Source organism: Vibrio sp. 10N.286.51.E5 (assembly GCF_041469125.1).
In the GTDB taxonomy this organism is placed as follows: domain Bacteria; phylum Pseudomonadota; class Gammaproteobacteria; order Enterobacterales; family Vibrionaceae; genus Vibrio; species Vibrio crassostreae_C.
The window spans coordinates 18237-34519 of record NZ_JBFRJZ010000033.1 but is presented as its reverse complement, the minus strand read 5'-3'; the positions used below and the strand labels follow the sequence as shown (position 1 = coordinate 34519).

General features: G+C 45.1%; 19 protein-coding genes. 7 read left to right on the top strand and 12 right to left on the bottom strand.

Translation table 11 applies throughout. The features are described 5' to 3' along the window. Nucleotides 1–227 precede the first annotated feature (227 nt). Complete coding sequence (rsmD, locus tag AB4161_RS12900) at nt 228–830, top strand: 16S rRNA (guanine(966)-N(2))-methyltransferase RsmD (protein WP_017061036.1); 603 nt, start codon at nt 228–230, stop codon at nt 828–830. A 10-nt stretch (nt 831–840) separates the two neighbouring features. Then, nucleotides 841–1107 (top strand): DUF1145 domain-containing protein, encoded by a 267-nt coding sequence (locus AB4161_RS12895; RefSeq protein ID WP_016784000.1) that lies wholly within the window; start codon nt 841–843, stop codon nt 1105–1107. A gap of 117 nt (nt 1108–1224) precedes the next feature. Here the strand turns inward: AB4161_RS12895 and AB4161_RS12890 are convergent, their stop codons facing one another. From AB4161_RS12890 to AB4161_RS12875, 4 genes are all read right to left on the bottom strand, one after another. Next, a complete protein-coding gene (locus tag AB4161_RS12890; protein WP_017063768.1) occupies nt 1225–1809 on the bottom strand; it encodes a YhgN family NAAT transporter in 585 nt (194 codons plus the stop codon). Nucleotides 1810–2031: 222 nt separating this feature from the next. After that, nucleotides 2032–2268, bottom strand: a complete 237-nt coding sequence (locus AB4161_RS12885; protein ID WP_017066763.1) for a YecH family metal-binding protein — start codon at nt 2266–2268, stop codon at nt 2032–2034. Between the two features lie 90 nt (nt 2269–2358). Then, nucleotides 2359–2979, bottom strand: a complete 621-nt coding sequence (locus AB4161_RS12880; protein WP_017061033.1) for a lysoplasmalogenase — start codon at nt 2977–2979, stop codon at nt 2359–2361. A gap of 928 nt (nt 2980–3907) precedes the next feature. Beyond that, entirely contained in the window at nt 3908–4282 is a 375-nt protein-coding gene (locus AB4161_RS12875; protein ID WP_372083419.1) for a DUF4145 domain-containing protein, read from the bottom strand. 244 nt (nt 4283–4526) lie between these two features. Here AB4161_RS12875 and AB4161_RS12870 point away from each other — a divergent pair, with 244 nt between their 5' ends. After that, a complete protein-coding gene (locus AB4161_RS12870) occupies nt 4527–4856 on the top strand; it encodes a DUF2500 domain-containing protein (RefSeq protein WP_017061032.1) in 330 nt (109 codons plus the stop codon). Nucleotides 4857–4916: 60 nt separating this feature from the next. Here the strand turns inward: AB4161_RS12870 and AB4161_RS12865 are convergent, their stop codons facing one another. The 7 genes from AB4161_RS12865 to rhtB all read right to left on the bottom strand — a co-directional run bounded on the left by AB4161_RS12865 (nt 4917) and on the right by rhtB (nt 11435). Further along, the gene (locus tag AB4161_RS12865; RefSeq protein ID WP_372083418.1) at nt 4917–5930 is read right to left on the bottom strand and encodes an acyltransferase; all 1014 of its coding nucleotides are present in this window, start codon (nt 5928–5930) and stop codon (nt 4917–4919) included. A 169-nt stretch (nt 5931–6099) separates the two neighbouring features. Next, the gene (arsJ, locus tag AB4161_RS12860) at nt 6100–7320 is read right to left on the bottom strand and encodes an organoarsenical effux MFS transporter ArsJ (RefSeq protein ID WP_029235838.1); all 1221 of its coding nucleotides are present in this window, start codon (nt 7318–7320) and stop codon (nt 6100–6102) included. 96 nt (nt 7321–7416) lie between these two features. After that, the gene (locus AB4161_RS12855) at nt 7417–7914 is read right to left on the bottom strand and encodes a cyclin-dependent kinase inhibitor 3 family protein (protein WP_136974440.1); all 498 of its coding nucleotides are present in this window, start codon (nt 7912–7914) and stop codon (nt 7417–7419) included. Nucleotides 7915–7935: 21 nt separating this feature from the next. Next, on the bottom strand, nt 7936–8937 hold the full coding sequence (locus AB4161_RS12850; RefSeq protein ID WP_017061027.1) for an ArsJ-associated glyceraldehyde-3-phosphate dehydrogenase: 1002 nt from the start codon (nt 8935–8937) through the stop codon (nt 7936–7938). Nucleotides 8938–9110: 173 nt separating this feature from the next. Then, nucleotides 9111–9452 (bottom strand): metalloregulator ArsR/SmtB family transcription factor, encoded by a 342-nt coding sequence (locus AB4161_RS12845; protein WP_017063763.1) that lies wholly within the window; start codon nt 9450–9452, stop codon nt 9111–9113. 99 nt (nt 9453–9551) lie between these two features. After that, a complete protein-coding gene (locus tag AB4161_RS12840; RefSeq protein WP_017061025.1) occupies nt 9552–10772 on the bottom strand; it encodes an EAL and HDOD domain-containing protein in 1221 nt (406 codons plus the stop codon). Nucleotides 10773–10817: 45 nt separating this feature from the next. Continuing rightward, nucleotides 10818–11435 carry a homoserine/homoserine lactone efflux protein gene (rhtB, locus tag AB4161_RS12835; RefSeq protein ID WP_017061024.1) on the bottom strand — a complete coding sequence of 206 codons (618 nt, stop codon included), beginning with the start codon at nt 11433–11435 and terminating at the stop codon, nt 10818–10820. An 81-nt stretch (nt 11436–11516) separates the two neighbouring features. Here rhtB and AB4161_RS12830 point away from each other — a divergent pair, with 81 nt between their 5' ends. Together AB4161_RS12830 and AB4161_RS12825 are read left to right on the top strand one after the other, a co-directional pair. Next, a complete protein-coding gene (locus AB4161_RS12830) occupies nt 11517–12497 on the top strand; it encodes an alpha/beta fold hydrolase (RefSeq protein ID WP_017061023.1) in 981 nt (326 codons plus the stop codon). A 182-nt stretch (nt 12498–12679) separates the two neighbouring features. Continuing rightward, a complete protein-coding gene (locus AB4161_RS12825) occupies nt 12680–13507 on the top strand; it encodes a Cof-type HAD-IIB family hydrolase (protein WP_017061022.1) in 828 nt (275 codons plus the stop codon). An 87-nt stretch (nt 13508–13594) separates the two neighbouring features. Here the strand turns inward: AB4161_RS12825 and AB4161_RS12820 are convergent, their stop codons facing one another. After that, a complete protein-coding gene (locus AB4161_RS12820) occupies nt 13595–14062 on the bottom strand; it encodes an EVE domain-containing protein (protein ID WP_372083417.1) in 468 nt (155 codons plus the stop codon). Between the two features lie 39 nt (nt 14063–14101). Here AB4161_RS12820 and AB4161_RS12815 point away from each other — a divergent pair, with 39 nt between their 5' ends. Beyond that, the gene (locus tag AB4161_RS12815) at nt 14102–15646 is read left to right on the top strand and encodes a COG3650 family protein (RefSeq protein WP_102428637.1); all 1545 of its coding nucleotides are present in this window, start codon (nt 14102–14104) and stop codon (nt 15644–15646) included. A gap of 2 nt (nt 15647–15648) precedes the next feature. Continuing rightward, nucleotides 15649–16245: a tRNA-uridine aminocarboxypropyltransferase gene (locus AB4161_RS12810; RefSeq protein ID WP_017061019.1), complete on the top strand. Its 597-nt coding sequence runs from the start codon at nt 15649–15651 to the stop codon at nt 16243–16245. Nucleotides 16246–16283: the final 38 nt, after the last annotated feature.

The window sequence follows — 16283 nt, the reverse complement described above, 5'->3', positions numbered from 1 at the left end:
AGGAGTTTCCTAGATCTACTAATTAGCTGTATTGACTTAATACACGTCGACTCTTTGCTATTGTTATACAATACAAGCTTGTACAAACGAATAGTAAAGAAAAATGACAAAGCAGTGATAAGTTTGCTTTTAGCTTGATACACTTTGTCATTGCAAATTTATTTAATACACGAACCCACTTAAATTGGGCTCGGTATAGTATCACTTTATTAGCGGTCAAAAAATCTATGGTAAGACGTCGCCAGCAAAACACATCACAAAAAAAGCCATCCGGAGGCTTTGTTCGAATTATTAGTGGCTCATGGAGAGGTAGAAAGCTGCCTGTTCATGATTTAGAAGGATTACGCCCAACCATTGACCGAGTAAAAGAAACACTCTTTAACTGGGTGGCTCAAGATATCCCACATTCAACTTGCTTGGATGTATTTGCCGGTTCTGGCGGTCTAGGTTTTGAAGCAGCTTCTCGCCAAGCCAAAATGGTGACACTGCTCGAAATGAATCAAAAGGCGGCTAAACAGCTTTCTGATAACGCGAAAGAGCTCAAGGCAGACAACATTAATGTCGTGAATACTGATGCTATCTCTTTCCTTAAGAAACCGGGCACGCCTTACGATATGGTTTTCCTTGATCCACCATTTCGCAAAGGCTTACTGGCAGAAACAGTACAACTGCTTGAGAGTAACGGTTGGCTTGCAGACAATGCCATCATTTACGTCGAGACAGAGAAAGAACTGAAACTCGAAGCTATGCCAGAGAACTGGGAATTGCATCGCGACAAGACCACCGGACAGTCAAGCTACCGACTGTTCAATCGAATCACTGAAGAATAGGAGTTATTGAATGAAGTTCTTGCTTCCACTAGCAAAAGCCGCTATCGCCTTTGTTTGGTTTATCTTAATCGTAAATATTTTCTACCCGTTCCCGGGTAATGCTGCGATTGCGCTTTATATCATGACAGCATTCTTGTTCTTCATGCACGGCCTGCAGATGCTGATTTTCATCGGTGCTTTCGGCGACAAGATCGAGATGTCACGTTGGGAGAAGTGGTCAATATTGATTTTCGGTGTCTTCGCCTTACTCGATATCCGACGCAAACACATGATGTAATCGAGCTTAAGCCCAGATATAAAACGCTTAGCTACAGAAAACATCATGACAGAAACAGTAGAGACAAAAACGCCGCTCATTTGAGCGGCGTTTTTTTATTCAGCAATGATATTGATGTTAGCCCATGTAGCCTTTCACACCATCGAGGAACATTTGCGTCGACAGCATAACCAACAACAAGCCCATCAAGCGTTCGATGGCTTTAAGACCTCTCTCTCCCAGCACTCGCAGGAAGAAGCCATTAAACATCAGAATAAAGAAGGTAGCACCCCAAGCCAGCATCACTGCGCCTGAAAGCTCTAACATATTGTCAGGGTGCTGTGTCGACAACAGAATCAATGCCGCAATCACTGAAGGGCCAGCAATCATTGGGATCGCCATCGGCACAATAAACGGTTCTTCACCCGCCGCGAGTCCAGTAATACTACCCGCACTTGGGAAAATCATCTTAATCGCAATGATGAATAGAATAATACCGCCAGAGATACTCAAGGTTTCAGGCTGCACGTGCAGGAAGTTCATGATGCTTTGACCAGCAAACAAGAACAACAGCAGGATAACCAGCGCAAACATCAGTTCACGAACAAGAACAATACGGCGACGCTTCGGATCAATATGCTTAAGGATAGAGAGCACGATTGGTAGATTGCCAAGCGGGTCCATAATAAGAAACAGCATGGTTGCTGCAGATAAAATTTCCATAAGTTTGTCTCGAAAAGCGTAAGTGCGCGGAGTATAGCAGCCTCAACATTGATTTTCGAACGCAGTAATAAAAGGATTAACTTATGTAATTAGAAGGGAATTTTGCGAGAGCAAATAGAAAGGAAAAAGGAAAAAGAGAATTTAAAGAGTGAAGCCGAAACGTCGCATCCACTCTTCTTATCGATAAAAGCCAAAAGGCTCTAAAAACCAAATCTCTGGGAATTAGTGGTTACACACACGTTCGCGGTTAGTGCAAAGCTTATCATCGACAACGACAACCTTTTCCATCTTCAAGAAAAACTTCAACAGGCTATCTAAATCCAGACCATTGAGCTTACAAGTATGGAAGCGAGCTTCTTCGCCATAGGTTTGAGCAAGCGCTAATGTTAGCTCTTCGCGAGTCAGTGGCTTTTCACTAAGCAGGTTTAAAACGTTGTGTGCGTGAATTTCAGTCGTCATAACTCAATCTCATATTTAATGAATTACACGTAGAGTACCGAGTTTTAGCAACGCCGTTTTGATGTAGCTCAGGCTTGAGAGAGCTCTACCCTAAATAGTAATCGATGCGACGATGAATGCGTGTGCGAGAAAGTAACTGCCCGTTACCCAAAAGTAAGCGCCCTTGATTGGGCTGCGGTAACTGTTTAGCGCATAAGCTAAGGCCGAAAGGAGCAGCACGCTACAGCCAGCAAAACCGACCGCGTGTGATAACTGAGGATCCAGCAGCCAAACCTCACCAGAAGCCCATGCTAACTGAATAAGCACAATGCCCATGATGACCACGGGAAAAACGAGTTTGTCTAAGCGTGGCAGCAGTAAAAAGAAAGCAACAACGCAAGCTGCCAATAACAGCGCGAACAACCACCAAACCATTTCACCTGATAGCTGTAACCAAAAAGCTTTGCTGTAACAGAGTTGAGCCAATAAGAAGCAGACAAAATGCAGAGGGCGTTTTTGAGTGAGAGTATGAAGCACATCTGCGATCGCAGAGATAGCCAACCCCGCAACTATCCAATAGGTAAAGTCAGCCACAACCGACTGAGTTAAAGCAATGGTCGCTAATAATACAAAGGTAAATACCTTATACGATAAGGCCTGACCGATATGTCCATGTTTCGTTCCTGCTATTGCTCCGATACCAGATAAGGAAACCGCTAACCAACTCCACATACCACTTGCCCTATTGCTTTAAATCGTCGCCAGTCTAGGCACACGAGTGTTGATGTAAAGCCTCAGCCCCTCAAAATTGGATCTTGATTACGCTTCCACTAAAAAGAGTCTCTTTAGATTGAAGTCGTAACAATTACCACCATGACAATGGCCATTCGTTTAAAACTAGAACGAATCATCATAAAACCCATTCAAACTGGCATTAGAGTCGCCATACTTGAGTTTTGGCCAATTCTAACCTATCGACTTCACCAAAATCGGCTTAATTCCGTCAAATACCACACTTGAAAAATTAAAATAACCACCTTTAAATCAAACAATAACAATAACTTAAACAAAGAAACTCAAGATTAATAGGAAAATAAAAACGCCAACCAAGCCTAGACTTGTAAAGTAGCCAGTTTTCTTTTTTTAAATCCCAGTTTTGTCAGGTTATTTCAAGCCCCCGGTAAAAACCGCCACAAAAACCAAGTCGAAAACTTAAAAAACCAACCAAAACAAACCTAGCCACCACCAGCCCCTATTAATACAGTTTAACAACCTTTAACAATATAAATTACACAAAACAACCATTACAAAACAACAAGTTAAATCAAATTAGAACAAACATAAATCACAACGAACAAAATAAGAACACACCATAAAACACAGTTAAACACTGCCAAACAAGCCAAAAACTCATAGTTTTCTACTACTTTTAAAGCTTTCGAAAGTAATTCTTGATCTAAAGCCATAAGTAGTGCTATTCTTTAAAACATAGCGAGAGACAACCAAATTTAGGAGTAGTGTTATGATTTCATCTTCGCAAAGACAAGGACTTGTAATGATCGCGGTAGTTGTAGGTCTAATGACACTACCGATGATGTACTAAGCAAGTTACAGATAAAAAAAGGGACGCCATGAGCGTCCCTTTTTTTGTTCAATTTTTTCACTTCGAAAACAGATGCAGTGTTAGCACATCCCAGTTCGCATAATAGAAACCTGCGGCAGCTAAAGTCATTGCCATCATCAGTAAGATCGCAACTCGCCAGATAAAACGACCACTACGTGGAGTCAGCTCCTTCTCACAGTCGTTACACATCATGATGAACTTATGTTGGTCTCCCAACTTAGCCTCATGTTCATTGACTACCTTATTACGACACGTTGCGATATAGCGCAGCTTGCTCACCATATCGTGCGGTAGCCTTTCTTCACAGCTTGTTACAAGCTCATGCAATCCTTCGCCTTCGGCATGATATTGAAGCCTCAATAATTTCTCTATATTGCGAGTTCTTGTCACCACTTTTTCAATATCGGTCATCTTAGCCCTCCCACTCCACACTATAATTCTAGTCGAGCATTTCCCTATTCTTATACAAAATCACTGTTATTTACGAGAGAAAGAGACAATAAATAACAATGCTTTATCCCAAACTGACCATTAAATGTGATGTCTGCCGAAAAATAATCAGCTTGGCTTACAACAGTTCACGAATAACGGCTTTAAACACATATCCCTATTGCCTGAAAGACTAGAATAACCATCACGACTACATGGAGGTTATATGCCTAATTCACTCTTTTTTGCCATCTTTGCTCTCGCTGCTCTAGCGGCTTGGGTATTTATTGGTTTCTATCGAAAACACTCACAAGGTGAAAATGCGCCAGAGAAGAAAGTGAATGTCACGGTGTTAGACAAACAATCGATCGACCTTCCTGACGCAGAACCGGGCCAAGAAGATCAAGAGTACTGGATTTACGTTCAACGTGGTGTGGTTGGTCCGAAGCGAGAATTCCAAGTCGGCATCCACTATTTCCACGCCCTTAACCCTGGCGACAAAGGAACCTTAACCTACCAAGGCGATAAGTTCTTACACTTTGCGTTGAAGCGCTAAACGTCAGCCGCTTCAACTGTCGTCCCTAAGCAATCCATCAGAAAGCCTTAGCAATCACCGCTAAGGCAATAACCAACGCGTTTTCTCTGACTTAGACACCAACCAGCTCATCCATAATGCGCCAGCTCCGCTGATCACAATCCATAATGGAATAACCCATGCCGGATGTCCTTGGTACCAACCAAACTCTTTCATCGGCCACAAGAAAATCGGGTGCAGCAGGTAAATACCTAAGCTGTGCTTACTGATAAAGCCAACCACTTGGTCACTCTTCTCAGACAGGCCTTCACCATAGTAACGGCATACCATGAACACCATGCTCGCGGCTAATACGGTATTCAACGTTTTGTAAGATAGCCAGCGCCCTACCGTGTACTCTTCTGCTACCAAGCTTGCATCAACCACCATGTAAACCGTGGTTAGTAACGCTAGCCCACCCAGTAACACACTCACGCCAACGGTCATCTTGTTAAGTGGCACAATCTTATACAGCAAGTAACCCAATGGTAAGTAACCGGTGTACAACCACAATTCGTGACTCCAAGGGCCATCGATTTTCAGTAAGAACAGCAATGTTGTGAACAACCATACCGCCGTAAAGGCATAGACCGATCTATCACCGTACTTTCTAACCATGATCTGCAAGAACGGAATCACAAAATAGAGTGGGATGAAGTAATAGAAGAAACCAAGGTGGTAATAGGTGTAATGATGGTAGCTATTAAGCAACACGTCCCAACTGACGTCGGCATCAAAGCCCATTGCTGACCAGCCCGACAGATAGGTATAGAAAAGCGACCAGACAATGAAAGGTATCAGTACCTTGCCCAAACGACGCTTGAGGTAGTATTTGGCGTCAAACGGGCGCTGATCACTGAGCATCAGTGCGCCAGTAATCAAAATGAACACAGGTACTGCCCAGCGGCTGAAACCGTTTACCGTAATGGCAGTAAGCCATTCACCGAAAGGAATAGTGCCCAACTCATTGCGATAAGGCGCCAAAACATGAATCGCGATAACCGCTACGGCCGCGACACATCGTGCTAAATCAAAAAAGAGAATTCGCTGCTTCATGTAAATGCCTGATTAATATTCAATCATTCTACTATAGCAATAAAAAAGCTGACCGGAATAAATACCAAGTCAGCTTAGTGTTAAAGGAGATACTTATCGCGAATTTAGCTCATACGACTCTAGCTTCTGCGACTTGAGCTCTCACAAATGAGGCTCATGTGGCTGAAGCTTATGCCGCTGAAATTTGCGGCACTTTCGGTAAACGCAGAGAGATCACCGTCGTTATCGCCAAGAATGCGAAGGAAACCCACAGACACGCAGACAAACCTGCCATTTGGAATACCAAGCCCGACAATATCGTGCCAATCAAACGGCCCATCGCGTTTGCCATGTAGTAGAAACCGACATCAAGAGAAACGCCATCGCCTTTCGCATAACTCACAATCAAATATGAGTGAAGTGATGAGTTCACCGCAAAGATGACACCAAACACCATCAAGCCACCGATAATAACTAACTCGGGTTGCCAGCCAATCTGTACCGCATAAGCGATAGCAGCGGTCACTATAGCCAGCGCACCAGCCCATAACAGCGCGGCATGGCCATCTGGCACCTTACCTTGAGCTTTACCAGTAATCTTCGGCGCTATGCCCTGTACAAAGCCATAAGCGATAGTCCAAGCAGCTAAGAAACCGCCAACCCATGAGTGATCCCAACCAAACACACTGCCTAGGTAAATCGGCAAAGCAATCACAAACCACACATCACGAGCGCCAAACAGGAACATACGTGCTGCGGATAGGATGTTGATGGATTCAGACTTAGAGAAGATCTGTTTGAACTTAGGCTTGGTTTTCGCTTTGCCCATGTCCGCTTCTAAGCTCAACACACTGCCAACGAAGACCAATGCCAACACGGCTGCCATCGCGAGCACGGCGTATTGGAAGCCAATCGTTGAAAGCAGTAAACCACCAATAAAGAAGCCTGCCCCTTTAAGCGCATTCTTAGATCCGGTCAGAATCGCAATCCACTTATAAAGCGCGCCTTGTTGTTCATCAGGAACCAGAGTCTTAATTGAGCTCTTGGCACTCATCTTATTGAGGTCTTTAGCGATACCAGACAAGGCTTGCGCCGCCATGACCCAAGGAATGGTCAGCATTGCCGTTGGCACCGCGAGCATACCCAAGGCGACGACTTGCATGCCTAACCCAATGTTCATGGTCTTATTGAGGCCAAGACGCGCCCCTAACCAGCCACCGATTAGGTTAGTCACCACACCAAAGAATTCATAGAAAAGGAACAGTGAGGCGATTTCTAACGAACTGTAGCCAAGGTCGTAAAAATACAGAACCACCAACATGCGAAGTGCACCATCAGTAATGGTGAAGTTCCAGTAGTTAAAAGTCACCAACATGTATTGGCGAACGCTCTTACTTAGATTTGAAAACATAACGCTATCTCTGCAATCTAAACAAAAAGAGCTTTTGGATCATGATAAGTTCAACACTCCAGAGACCAAAAGCTCCCTGTCTAACACTGATGACTATTAGCTATTCGCTACGCCATTAATGTATTCAACCTGGATAGGTTTAGTGAAGGCACCTGGACGCAGTGCCTGCACCTCTTGAACTACCTTGCTCAAATCCCAGCCTTTTTCTAACAGTAGGTGAGCTGCGAACAAACCAGTGCGACCAGAGCCGCCCATACAATGCATTGCAACCTTGCCGCCGTTATCGACGATGTTATGTAGCTCAGGGCTAGCTGCTTGCCACTTCGCAGCAAAACCAGCACCCGGTGCACAGTCGTCTTCAATTTCGATCTGGAACCATTGCATACCTAACGCACGTGTTTTTTCACCAAGTGCCGCCACGTCTTTGCTTGCAAGCTCATGGTCATCAAGTGCTGTCACGATAGCTTCAACGCCTTGCTCTTTTAGCTGAGCCAGTGATGCATCAAGCGTTGCTTCTTTTGTGCCTGGGCACGGAGTAAGCACTAGCGCACCTTGCTCTAGGTCTAGGTCTAGTTGCCATGTTGGATGTATCATTATATCTTCTCCAGATTCTTATTAAGCAAGGCCAACGGTACGAACAAGCTCAGCGGTACGTGTTGCGTAACCCATCTCATTGTCGTACCAAGCGTAGATCTTAACCATGCGCTTACCGACCAACATCGTTGATAGTGCATCCACGATTGTTGAGCGTTGGTCGCCTTTGTAATCGATAGAAACCAGTGGACGCTCTTCAAAGCCAAGAATACCTTTTAGTTCATTCTGAGACGCTTCTTTCAGCATCGCGTTAACTTCTTCTGCCGTGGTGTCTTGCTTCACTTCGAAGATGATGTCTGTCAGAGAAGCGTTCGCTAGCGGTACACGAACTGCGTGGCCGTTGATGCGGTTTTCTAGCTCAGGGAAGATCTCAACAATCGCTTTGGCGCTGCCCGTCGTTGTTGGGATAAGACTCATGCCACATGCACGTGCGCGGCGTAAGTCTTTGTGCGGCGCATCAAGAATAGTTTGCGTGTTAGTTAAATCGTGAATAGTGGTGAAGGCTGCGTTCTCGATACCAAGCTTCTCGTTGATCACCTTAACCACTGGCGCGATACAGTTCGTTGTACAAGACGCTGCCGTTACGATTTTGTGTACCGCAGGGTCGAAGATATTGTCATTCACACCAACAACGATGTTTGCGATGCCTTCTTCTTTCACTGGCGCCGATACCACAACACGTTTCACGCCCTGCTCTAGGTATTTGTTTAGGAAAGAGGTCTTACGGTGAACACCTGTCGCTTCGATAACCACATCACAACCAGACCAGTCGATCGCATCGATGTCGCGCTCTTGTGTGGTCTTGATGCGCTGGCCATTAATGATCATCTCATCGCCTTCTGCAGTTACTTCGTGGTGAAAGCGACCTTGAACTGAATCAAATTCTAGAAGGTGGGCCAGTGTTGTTGTGTCGCCAGCAACATCGTTAATTTGAACAAATTCTAGCTCATCCCAATCGAATGCTGCGCGAAGTGCTAGACGGCCGATACGACCAAAACCATTAATACCTACTTTGACTGTCATTTTCTGTTCTCTCAGTTAATTGCCTTCATATTTGAAGCCGCAGCGTTGTTGACTACGTTCACTTACCGGAGCGCCGGCCGCCCTAATTACATAGAGCCACTATGCTCATAGGGATAAGTTCACTTGTCGCCTAGCTGCAACTACAACTATTTCGGCATTAAGTTTTAATGTATTTAAACGCAACATACTGGGCGTGAGTTCATCGACTCTAAGCGCTCAATATCTTGCTGGTATTCAGTTTTCAAACAGTTCGATGCAATAAGGTCGTCAATTAACTTTAGCATCCAACCTGGTAAATCTTGTGACAGGCGGTAAAACACCCACTGCCCCTGGCGAACATCAATCAAAACACCGTTTGAACGCAGCTGCGCAAGATGGCGTGAAACCTTTGGCTGACTTTCTTGCAATGCCTGAGTCAACTCACCAACCGATAAGCACTCATTGCGAACTATCAACATTAAGCAACGCACTCGCGTTTCATCGGACAGTAATTTAAAAAATTGGTGAGGAAGCATAAAAACATACTCATATATGGATATGCGCATATCTTAGATATAAAAAAACGCACGTCAAGGCGTGCGTTTCAATTGTCATAAAAGTTTAACGAAGAAATATCAGAGCTTGTTGGTCACGGTATGGCTCCAACGGCGCGCTTCAGTAAGCTCCGTTTTCACCTGATCCACGCTTAATCCTAAATCGGCGCAGTGCTCATCAATCTGTTGCCAATCGGCATGCTCAAAGCTCTCTTCAAGTGCGAGCAAGGTACCATATGGCCCTTCTCTACGTAATAGAGCAACCTTGATACTTTTACACAGCGGCAACTGCTCGACTAAGTTATCTAACGACAAGTCCAACAGAGCATCCAACAAGGAGAATAAGCCAATCATAAAGGCCTGTTCTCTATACCCTTCAAATGCCTGATAGCGAGACATACGCTGACAAAACTGAGCACGCTGTAGAGACAATCCATACAGCTCTTTAGGCTTTTTATCGGACACATAAGAGGCGACGGCTAACGAGACAAACATTTTCAGTTTCTCTTGACCTAGATATACCAAAGCCTGACGAAAAGAAGAGATGGTAACTTCAAGGCGCGGCGACATAGTATTCACAAAACGCAGCAGCTTATATGAGAGCGCCACATCTTTCGCGACAATGCTCTCCACCCGTTGAAAGTCCACATCGGGCTTACACACTTCTTGAAACAGCTCCATAGCAATCACTTGCTCAGGGCTAATGTATTTACTCTTGATGATTTCCGGTTTATTGAAAAAGTAACCTTGGAAAAACTTAAAGCCAGCCTCTTTGGCTTGCTGGAATTCTTGTTCGGTCTCAACGCGCTCCGCCAAAAAGCTAAACTTTTTCCCTTGATGCGCCCTAACCAAATCACACGCTTCATCCAAACCCATCTGCATAATATCGAGCTTTACGATATGCGTGTATTTAAGGAAACGTTCCCATTCTGGGGTCGAAGTAAAATCATCTAGGGCAATCATGTAACCCGCTTGGTAAAGGTCTTTAACCGCTTCCAACAATTCATCTGTTGGTTTACAGGTTTCCAGAATCTCTACCACCACCTTATCTTTCGGCAAACTTAAGGGCAGTCGACGAATCAAACTTTGATAAGGGAAGTTGATAAAGCAGCGTGAAGATGGAATAGAAGGGTTAAGACCAACAGACAAGAAGTTCTCAACAATCAGACGATACGTTGCTCGATTAGACTCAATATGCGCTGGGTACGCATTCTTTTCTCCATCGCGAAATAACAACTCATAGCCGAGTGTATTCCTCTTGCGATTTAAGATAGGTTGTCGAGCAACGTATGTAGCGGTCATTTCTTGATAACTCTGATTGGTTTAACTATAACTCAGTCGCTTAATCTAAGCTTTCGCGGCAGCTAGCAAAGCACCGCAGCCCATGAACATACCACCAAATATTTTATTTATCTTACCCATTATGCGATCAGAGCGAATAAAACGTCCCATTTGTGACGCTAATGAGGTGTAACCCAACATAACAACGCTATCAATGAATACTGTCGTCACACCTAGCACTAATAACTGAGGTGCTTGAGGTTGTGTAGGGTCAATAAACTGAGGAAACAAAGCCACCAAAAACACGATTGATTTCGGGTTAGTTAGGTTGATAAGCACAGCGTTTCTCAGCAGTTTGCCACTCGACAGAGTAGAGCTTTCTTCAGATGCTACTAGGCTCGAGCTATCACGCCACTTTTGAATACCTAACCAAAGTAAGTACACCACGCCGACCCACTTAATGATGGTGAACGCCAACGCAGACTTAGCAACGAGTGCACCGATACCCGCGCCCACCAGCATAATGTGAAACGCAAGACCAAGCTGTAAGCCAACAATTGATGCGAGTGACTTTTTAGTGCCATAGCTAAGCCCATTACTGATTGAGTTAACGGTACCCGAGCCCGGAGCCAAGCTAAACAAAATCGCTGTGACAACATAAGCAAGCCAAACATGAGTATCCATTTGCATTTCCTTACTAGTTCTTTAATCTAACAACATTAGTAGCAATAAAGCTCTCACACGCATCAGTTCAGGTAATTTCCCATGGAAAACCACAGCGAAGCCACCTTCCCTTACACTCAAGAACCTCAGTTCGATCATGCGATTAAACACCCGATCAACGCTCTTTGGCAACAAAGAAAAGAGGGGTTTTTAACATCGTCTGGTAAAAAGAAACTGTACTGGTGCAGCCTCACCTCAGAAAAGCACAGCAAAGCTATTGTGATTTCAAATGGCCGTATCGAATGCTGCCAAAAATACCAAGAAATCTTTTATGATTTTTATCAACAAGGCTATGACGTTTATTCATTTGACCACCAAGGTCAAGGCCAGTCTGAACGTATGGTAACAGACTCTGACATTGGTCACATTCATGAGTTTGATGATTATGAATCTGACATGTCTGACGTCATTGCCAGTTTTGATCTCAGTAAGTATTCCAATCGCTACCTGCTCGCACACTCAATGGGCAGCACCATAGCCACTCGCTACCTACAAACCCATCCAGACCACCCGTTTGATAAGGTGACTCTGTGCGCTCCGATGTTTGGTATCAATACCGAGTGGTACCTGAAACCTATCGCGATGATCGTTGGACAAGTGCTTACCGCTTTTTATGCCAAGCCAACTTACGCGCCGGGCCAGCAAGCATATTATTCGAAGCCTTTTGAAAACAACTTACTGAGCCACAGTAAGGTTCGCTATCAGTGGTTCCGCCGCTTATATGACGAGTCTCCATCTTTGCAGGTGGGTGGACCAAGCACGCGTTGGGTGTGGCAAGGGTTAATGGCCGCCAAGCAAGCAATTCAACAAACTCGTCAAATCAAGATCCCTCTGCTATTGATTCAAGCTGGGGATGAAAAGATTGTCAGTAACAGTGCTCAAGTAAAGTTCATCTCTAAGCTGAAGAAAACCAACTCTGATTGTCAGTTTAAGTTGATTGAGGGTTCTAGGCATGAGGTGTTGTTTGAGCAGGATGAATATCGCAATCAAACACTGGATGCGATCAATCAGTTTTTCGCCTAGAGCTAATAGGCTAAGCAACCTACCAAGAAAATAAGCGCTAAAGAGGAAGAGAAGTAAGTGAGCTTTGCCCTCTTTTCTTGCATGAATTTGGCATACAATTTCTACCTAGAGATATTGTAGTTAAAACGATTCTAGCGCTGGCTAGCGTCAATATTGGTTAAGCATTTTGCAATGAGGGTTAAATGAGTATTCCTGCACTAAAAGATTCCGTGAAAATTGTTGCTTCTGATTTAGATGGTACGCTTTTGGCTCCCAACCATCAGCTAAGCGACTTTACCAAGCTAACGCTTAAGAAATTACACGACCAAGGTTATACCTTCATCTTCGCTACGGGTCGTCACCACGTCGATGTGGCGGGTATTCGTCAGATAGCAGGTATTCCGGCGTACATGATCACTTCAAACGGTGCACGCGTGCATGACCAAAACGATCAACTGATGTATAGCCAGAACGTACCTCAGGAACTCGTTCAGCCAGTTATTGATATTGTGCGCCAAGATCCAAACCTCTTTATTCACATGTACCAGAATGAAGATTGGTTACTAGACCGTGAAGATGAAATGTTGGCTAAATTCCACAGTGAGTCTGGCTTTAGCTACAAGCGCTTTGAAGCTGAAAACGCACCAAGCGAAGGCATCGCGAAAGTCTTCTTCACACATCCAGAACAAGACCACGAATATCTCGTCACGTTTGAACAAAAGCTAAGAGATGCTTTTGGCGACAAACTGAACATCGCCTTCTCTACACCTTGGTGTCTGGAAGTGATGGCAGCTGAAGTCTCTAAAGGCCACGCTCTAGACGCTGTTGCAAAATCACTAAACCTGACTCTGGATAACTGTGTTGCCTTTGGTGATGGCATGAACGACGCTGAAATGCTGGCTATGGCGGGTAAAGGTCTAATCATGGGTACATCACATGAGAAAGTGATGAAAGCACTACCTGACAATGAAGTGATTGGCAGTAACGCAGACGATGCCGTTGCTCACTACCTAGAAAAGCATCTGCTCTAATCTCGCTCGTTGAACAGATCTGAATAAATAAAAAGGCAGCCAACTGGCTGCCTTTTTTGAACCTTACGTAAAAAGCTCTCTCTAACGCTATCGAGAACCTAACACTTCTTTGCTTAAGATTGCCTGCCACTCTTGTTCGGTAACCGGCATGATCGATAAGCGATTACCGCGTTTCACCAAGGGCATTTCGGAGAGTTCAGGCATGGCTTTAAGCGTAACCAAAGGAATCAAGCGCTCAGTCACTCGCACAAACTCGACATCCACCATGATCCAGCGTGGGTTATCGGGTGAAGACTTAGGATCGTAGTAATCACTCTCAGGGTCGAACTGAAAGTGGTCTGGGTAGGCTTCTCTGGTTACTTTAGCGATCCCCGCTACGCCAACTTTTTTACATGATGAGTGGTATATCATCACCAGATCGCCAAGCTTGACGTCATCACGCATCATGTTTCGAGCCTGATAGTTGCGTACACCCTCCCAACAAGAGGTATTTTGTACTCTAAGAGTCTGAATAGAGAAGGTGTCGGGTTCTGTTTTAAATAACCAATATGCCATAATAAATCCAATTAACGGTTGCTCCGAGGAAGATATAACATGAAGGTAATGAAAAACCCAGTGACATGGCTAGTCGCGTTCGCTCTACAAGGCTGTGTTACGGCACCTGATACGCCGCAACAACCTGAACAGCCCCCAGCAAACTTGGATGAGCCACTGAGCATTCAACCGCAAACCTTCATCATGCGTGGTCAGGTGGTGGTTGGCCATGAAAGCCGAACCTTCACTCCTTGCGGTAGCCAACAACAATACTGGTTAGACTTATCTCCAGAGTTAGCGTTAGAAGCACAAGGGCTCTCAACGAGACCTTACCAAGCCTTATATGGCGAGCTGATTGGTCACCTAACCGTGCCGAGCCAAACGGGTTATAACGCAGATTTCACAGCGCGTTTCGTGGTTGACCAAGTGAACATCCTAACCGCAGAGAACCCAGATCGCTGCGTCCAACCGCTGCGCTCAACACGAGTATTTGGTAATGAACCCTTCTGGTCAGCAACCTTCGATAAAGACCAGCTGAAATACACCAAGATGGGCGAACAGCCACAGACCCTCGATATTGAATCAAGCCGCACCACATCGAGCAGCCGTGACTACCAATTAGAAGGTAAAGCTGCACAAGGCAAACTCAACCTTACGAAAGAGAGCTGTAGCGACGGCATGAGCGATTCTATCTATGGATGGCATGCCAAGCTTAACCTCAATGACAGTAACTACAATGGCTGTGCGACGGTCTCTAACCAAGATCCAACGCTGGACTGGAGCGGACTCTACTTCGCTAGCTCAACGCAAAACTCAGGGTTCTCTATCAACCTTGAACTCAACAATGACCACAGTGCTATCACGACTTATTCATACAGCAATGGAGACCCTTCTATTGTTGAACAAGGCTTCTGGCAGCAACTGAACCAAAATCAGGTACAAGTGGTTATGACTCGCCACCAGCAACAATATTTGATCTCCGAGCGCATCTTCACACTCGATAATGGCAAGCTAATCGCTGAAAAAGAGAAAGTGGGCAACGTGGTGTATCCGATTGCCAATGGCGGTCTGGTGCTATTCGAAGCTAAGGGTGCGCAAGCACAAGTAAACACCACCACTAACGTTGATCTAACCGCAAAGCAGGTGAACTCCAGCGATCAACTTGATCCAAAAGTCGACCAAGCGATCCGCGAATACTTTAAGATCAACAACAGCTCACCTGACGACACTAAATACCGCTGGTTAACCTACGACCTCAACGGCGACGGTAAAGAAGAGCTGTTCGCCCAACTCGATTGGTGTGGTTCTGGTGGCTGTACACTGCTAATTTTCGAAAACCATCAAGATAACTGGCGCTTCAATAGCCGAGTGACACTGGTTAAGGGCGACATACGCTTAGGTAAATCGCAAAACCACGGCTGGCAGGATCTGATCTTCAATGTCAGTGGCGGCGGTGCAACACCGGCGAAACACACACTTTCATACTCTGGTGTCAGCTACCCGCTAAACCCAAGTGTCGCTCCAGTTGCAGATGATGCTGATATCAGCGACGTGGTTTTGTTTGCTGATGGTATCTCACCCGCACAAAGTGGAGTTAAGTTGTAAACATGAGTAACCAACAAGCTTGCCATGGTTGTAGCTTCACTCACCAATGTATTTGTCACCTGATACCTAGTGTCGCAAGCCAAATCGATCTTGTACTGCTCACTCATGAGAATGAACTGTCACGCGATACCAATACAGGGAAGCTGCTTCAGCAATCCCTTGATCAGTGTCAGTCCATTGTATGGCAAAGGAAAACACCACCAGCGGAGCTCATCGCACTGCTTGACGATGAAACACGACAACCGTTTCTTTTATTCCCAAGTGATCAAAGTGTCGAGTGCCAGCAAGCTGTAATGACCCAAGCCCAGAGCCGTAAGCCGCTATTCATCATCTTGGATGGCACATGGCAAGAAGCGAAGAAGATGCTTAACAAGAGCTCGTGGTTACAAGCCGTTCCGCAAGTTCACCTCGATATTACCAGCGAATCTTCATACACCTTGCGCCGCAACCAAGACAGTGGCCACTTGTGTACTTGTGAAGTGGGTATTGAGTTACTCAAATCTTTAGGTGAAAGTGAATCTGCCAAGCTCATTGATGACTACTACCAGCATTATCTAAAAGTGTTCCACGCCGACAAGTGTGGCCACGCCCTCAAATAGACCAAGCAGGCGCGCGGGAAGGTAAAAACACATTTCGG

Excerpts from the sequence above, each read along its gene's own strand:
- rsmD (WP_017061036.1), top strand. The coding sequence starts at position 228 with ATGGTAAGACGTCGCCAGCAAAACACATCACAAAAAAAGCCATCCGGA.
- AB4161_RS12895 (WP_016784000.1), top strand. The coding sequence starts at position 841 with ATGAAGTTCTTGCTTCCACTAGCAAAAGCCGCTATCGCCTTTGTTTGG.
- AB4161_RS12890 (WP_017063768.1), bottom strand. The coding sequence starts at position 1,809 with ATGGAAATTTTATCTGCAGCAACCATGCTGTTTCTTATTATGGACCCG.
- AB4161_RS12885 (WP_017066763.1), bottom strand. The coding sequence starts at position 2,268 with ATGACGACTGAAATTCACGCACACAACGTTTTAAACCTGCTTAGTGAA.
- AB4161_RS12880 (WP_017061033.1), bottom strand. The coding sequence starts at position 2,979 with ATGTGGAGTTGGTTAGCGGTTTCCTTATCTGGTATCGGAGCAATAGCA.
- AB4161_RS12875 (WP_372083419.1), bottom strand. The coding sequence starts at position 4,282 with ATGACCGATATTGAAAAAGTGGTGACAAGAACTCGCAATATAGAGAAA.
- AB4161_RS12870 (WP_017061032.1), top strand. The coding sequence starts at position 4,527 with ATGCCTAATTCACTCTTTTTTGCCATCTTTGCTCTCGCTGCTCTAGCG.
- AB4161_RS12865 (WP_372083418.1), bottom strand. The coding sequence starts at position 5,930 with ATGAAGCAGCGAATTCTCTTTTTTGATTTAGCACGATGTGTCGCGGCC.
- arsJ (WP_029235838.1), bottom strand. The coding sequence starts at position 7,320 with ATGTTTTCAAATCTAAGTAAGAGCGTTCGCCAATACATGTTGGTGACT.
- AB4161_RS12855 (WP_136974440.1), bottom strand. The coding sequence starts at position 7,914 with ATGATACATCCAACATGGCAACTAGACCTAGACCTAGAGCAAGGTGCG.
- AB4161_RS12850 (WP_017061027.1), bottom strand. The coding sequence starts at position 8,937 with ATGACAGTCAAAGTAGGTATTAATGGTTTTGGTCGTATCGGCCGTCTA.
- AB4161_RS12845 (WP_017063763.1), bottom strand. The coding sequence starts at position 9,452 with ATGCTTCCTCACCAATTTTTTAAATTACTGTCCGATGAAACGCGAGTG.
- AB4161_RS12840 (WP_017061025.1), bottom strand. The coding sequence starts at position 10,772 with ATGACCGCTACATACGTTGCTCGACAACCTATCTTAAATCGCAAGAGG.
- rhtB (WP_017061024.1), bottom strand. The coding sequence starts at position 11,435 with ATGGATACTCATGTTTGGCTTGCTTATGTTGTCACAGCGATTTTGTTT.
- AB4161_RS12830 (WP_017061023.1), top strand. The coding sequence starts at position 11,517 with ATGGAAAACCACAGCGAAGCCACCTTCCCTTACACTCAAGAACCTCAG.
- AB4161_RS12825 (WP_017061022.1), top strand. The coding sequence starts at position 12,680 with ATGAGTATTCCTGCACTAAAAGATTCCGTGAAAATTGTTGCTTCTGAT.
- AB4161_RS12820 (WP_372083417.1), bottom strand. The coding sequence starts at position 14,062 with ATGGCATATTGGTTATTTAAAACAGAACCCGACACCTTCTCTATTCAG.
- AB4161_RS12815 (WP_102428637.1), top strand. The coding sequence starts at position 14,102 with ATGAAGGTAATGAAAAACCCAGTGACATGGCTAGTCGCGTTCGCTCTA.
- AB4161_RS12810 (WP_017061019.1), top strand. The coding sequence starts at position 15,649 with ATGAGTAACCAACAAGCTTGCCATGGTTGTAGCTTCACTCACCAATGT.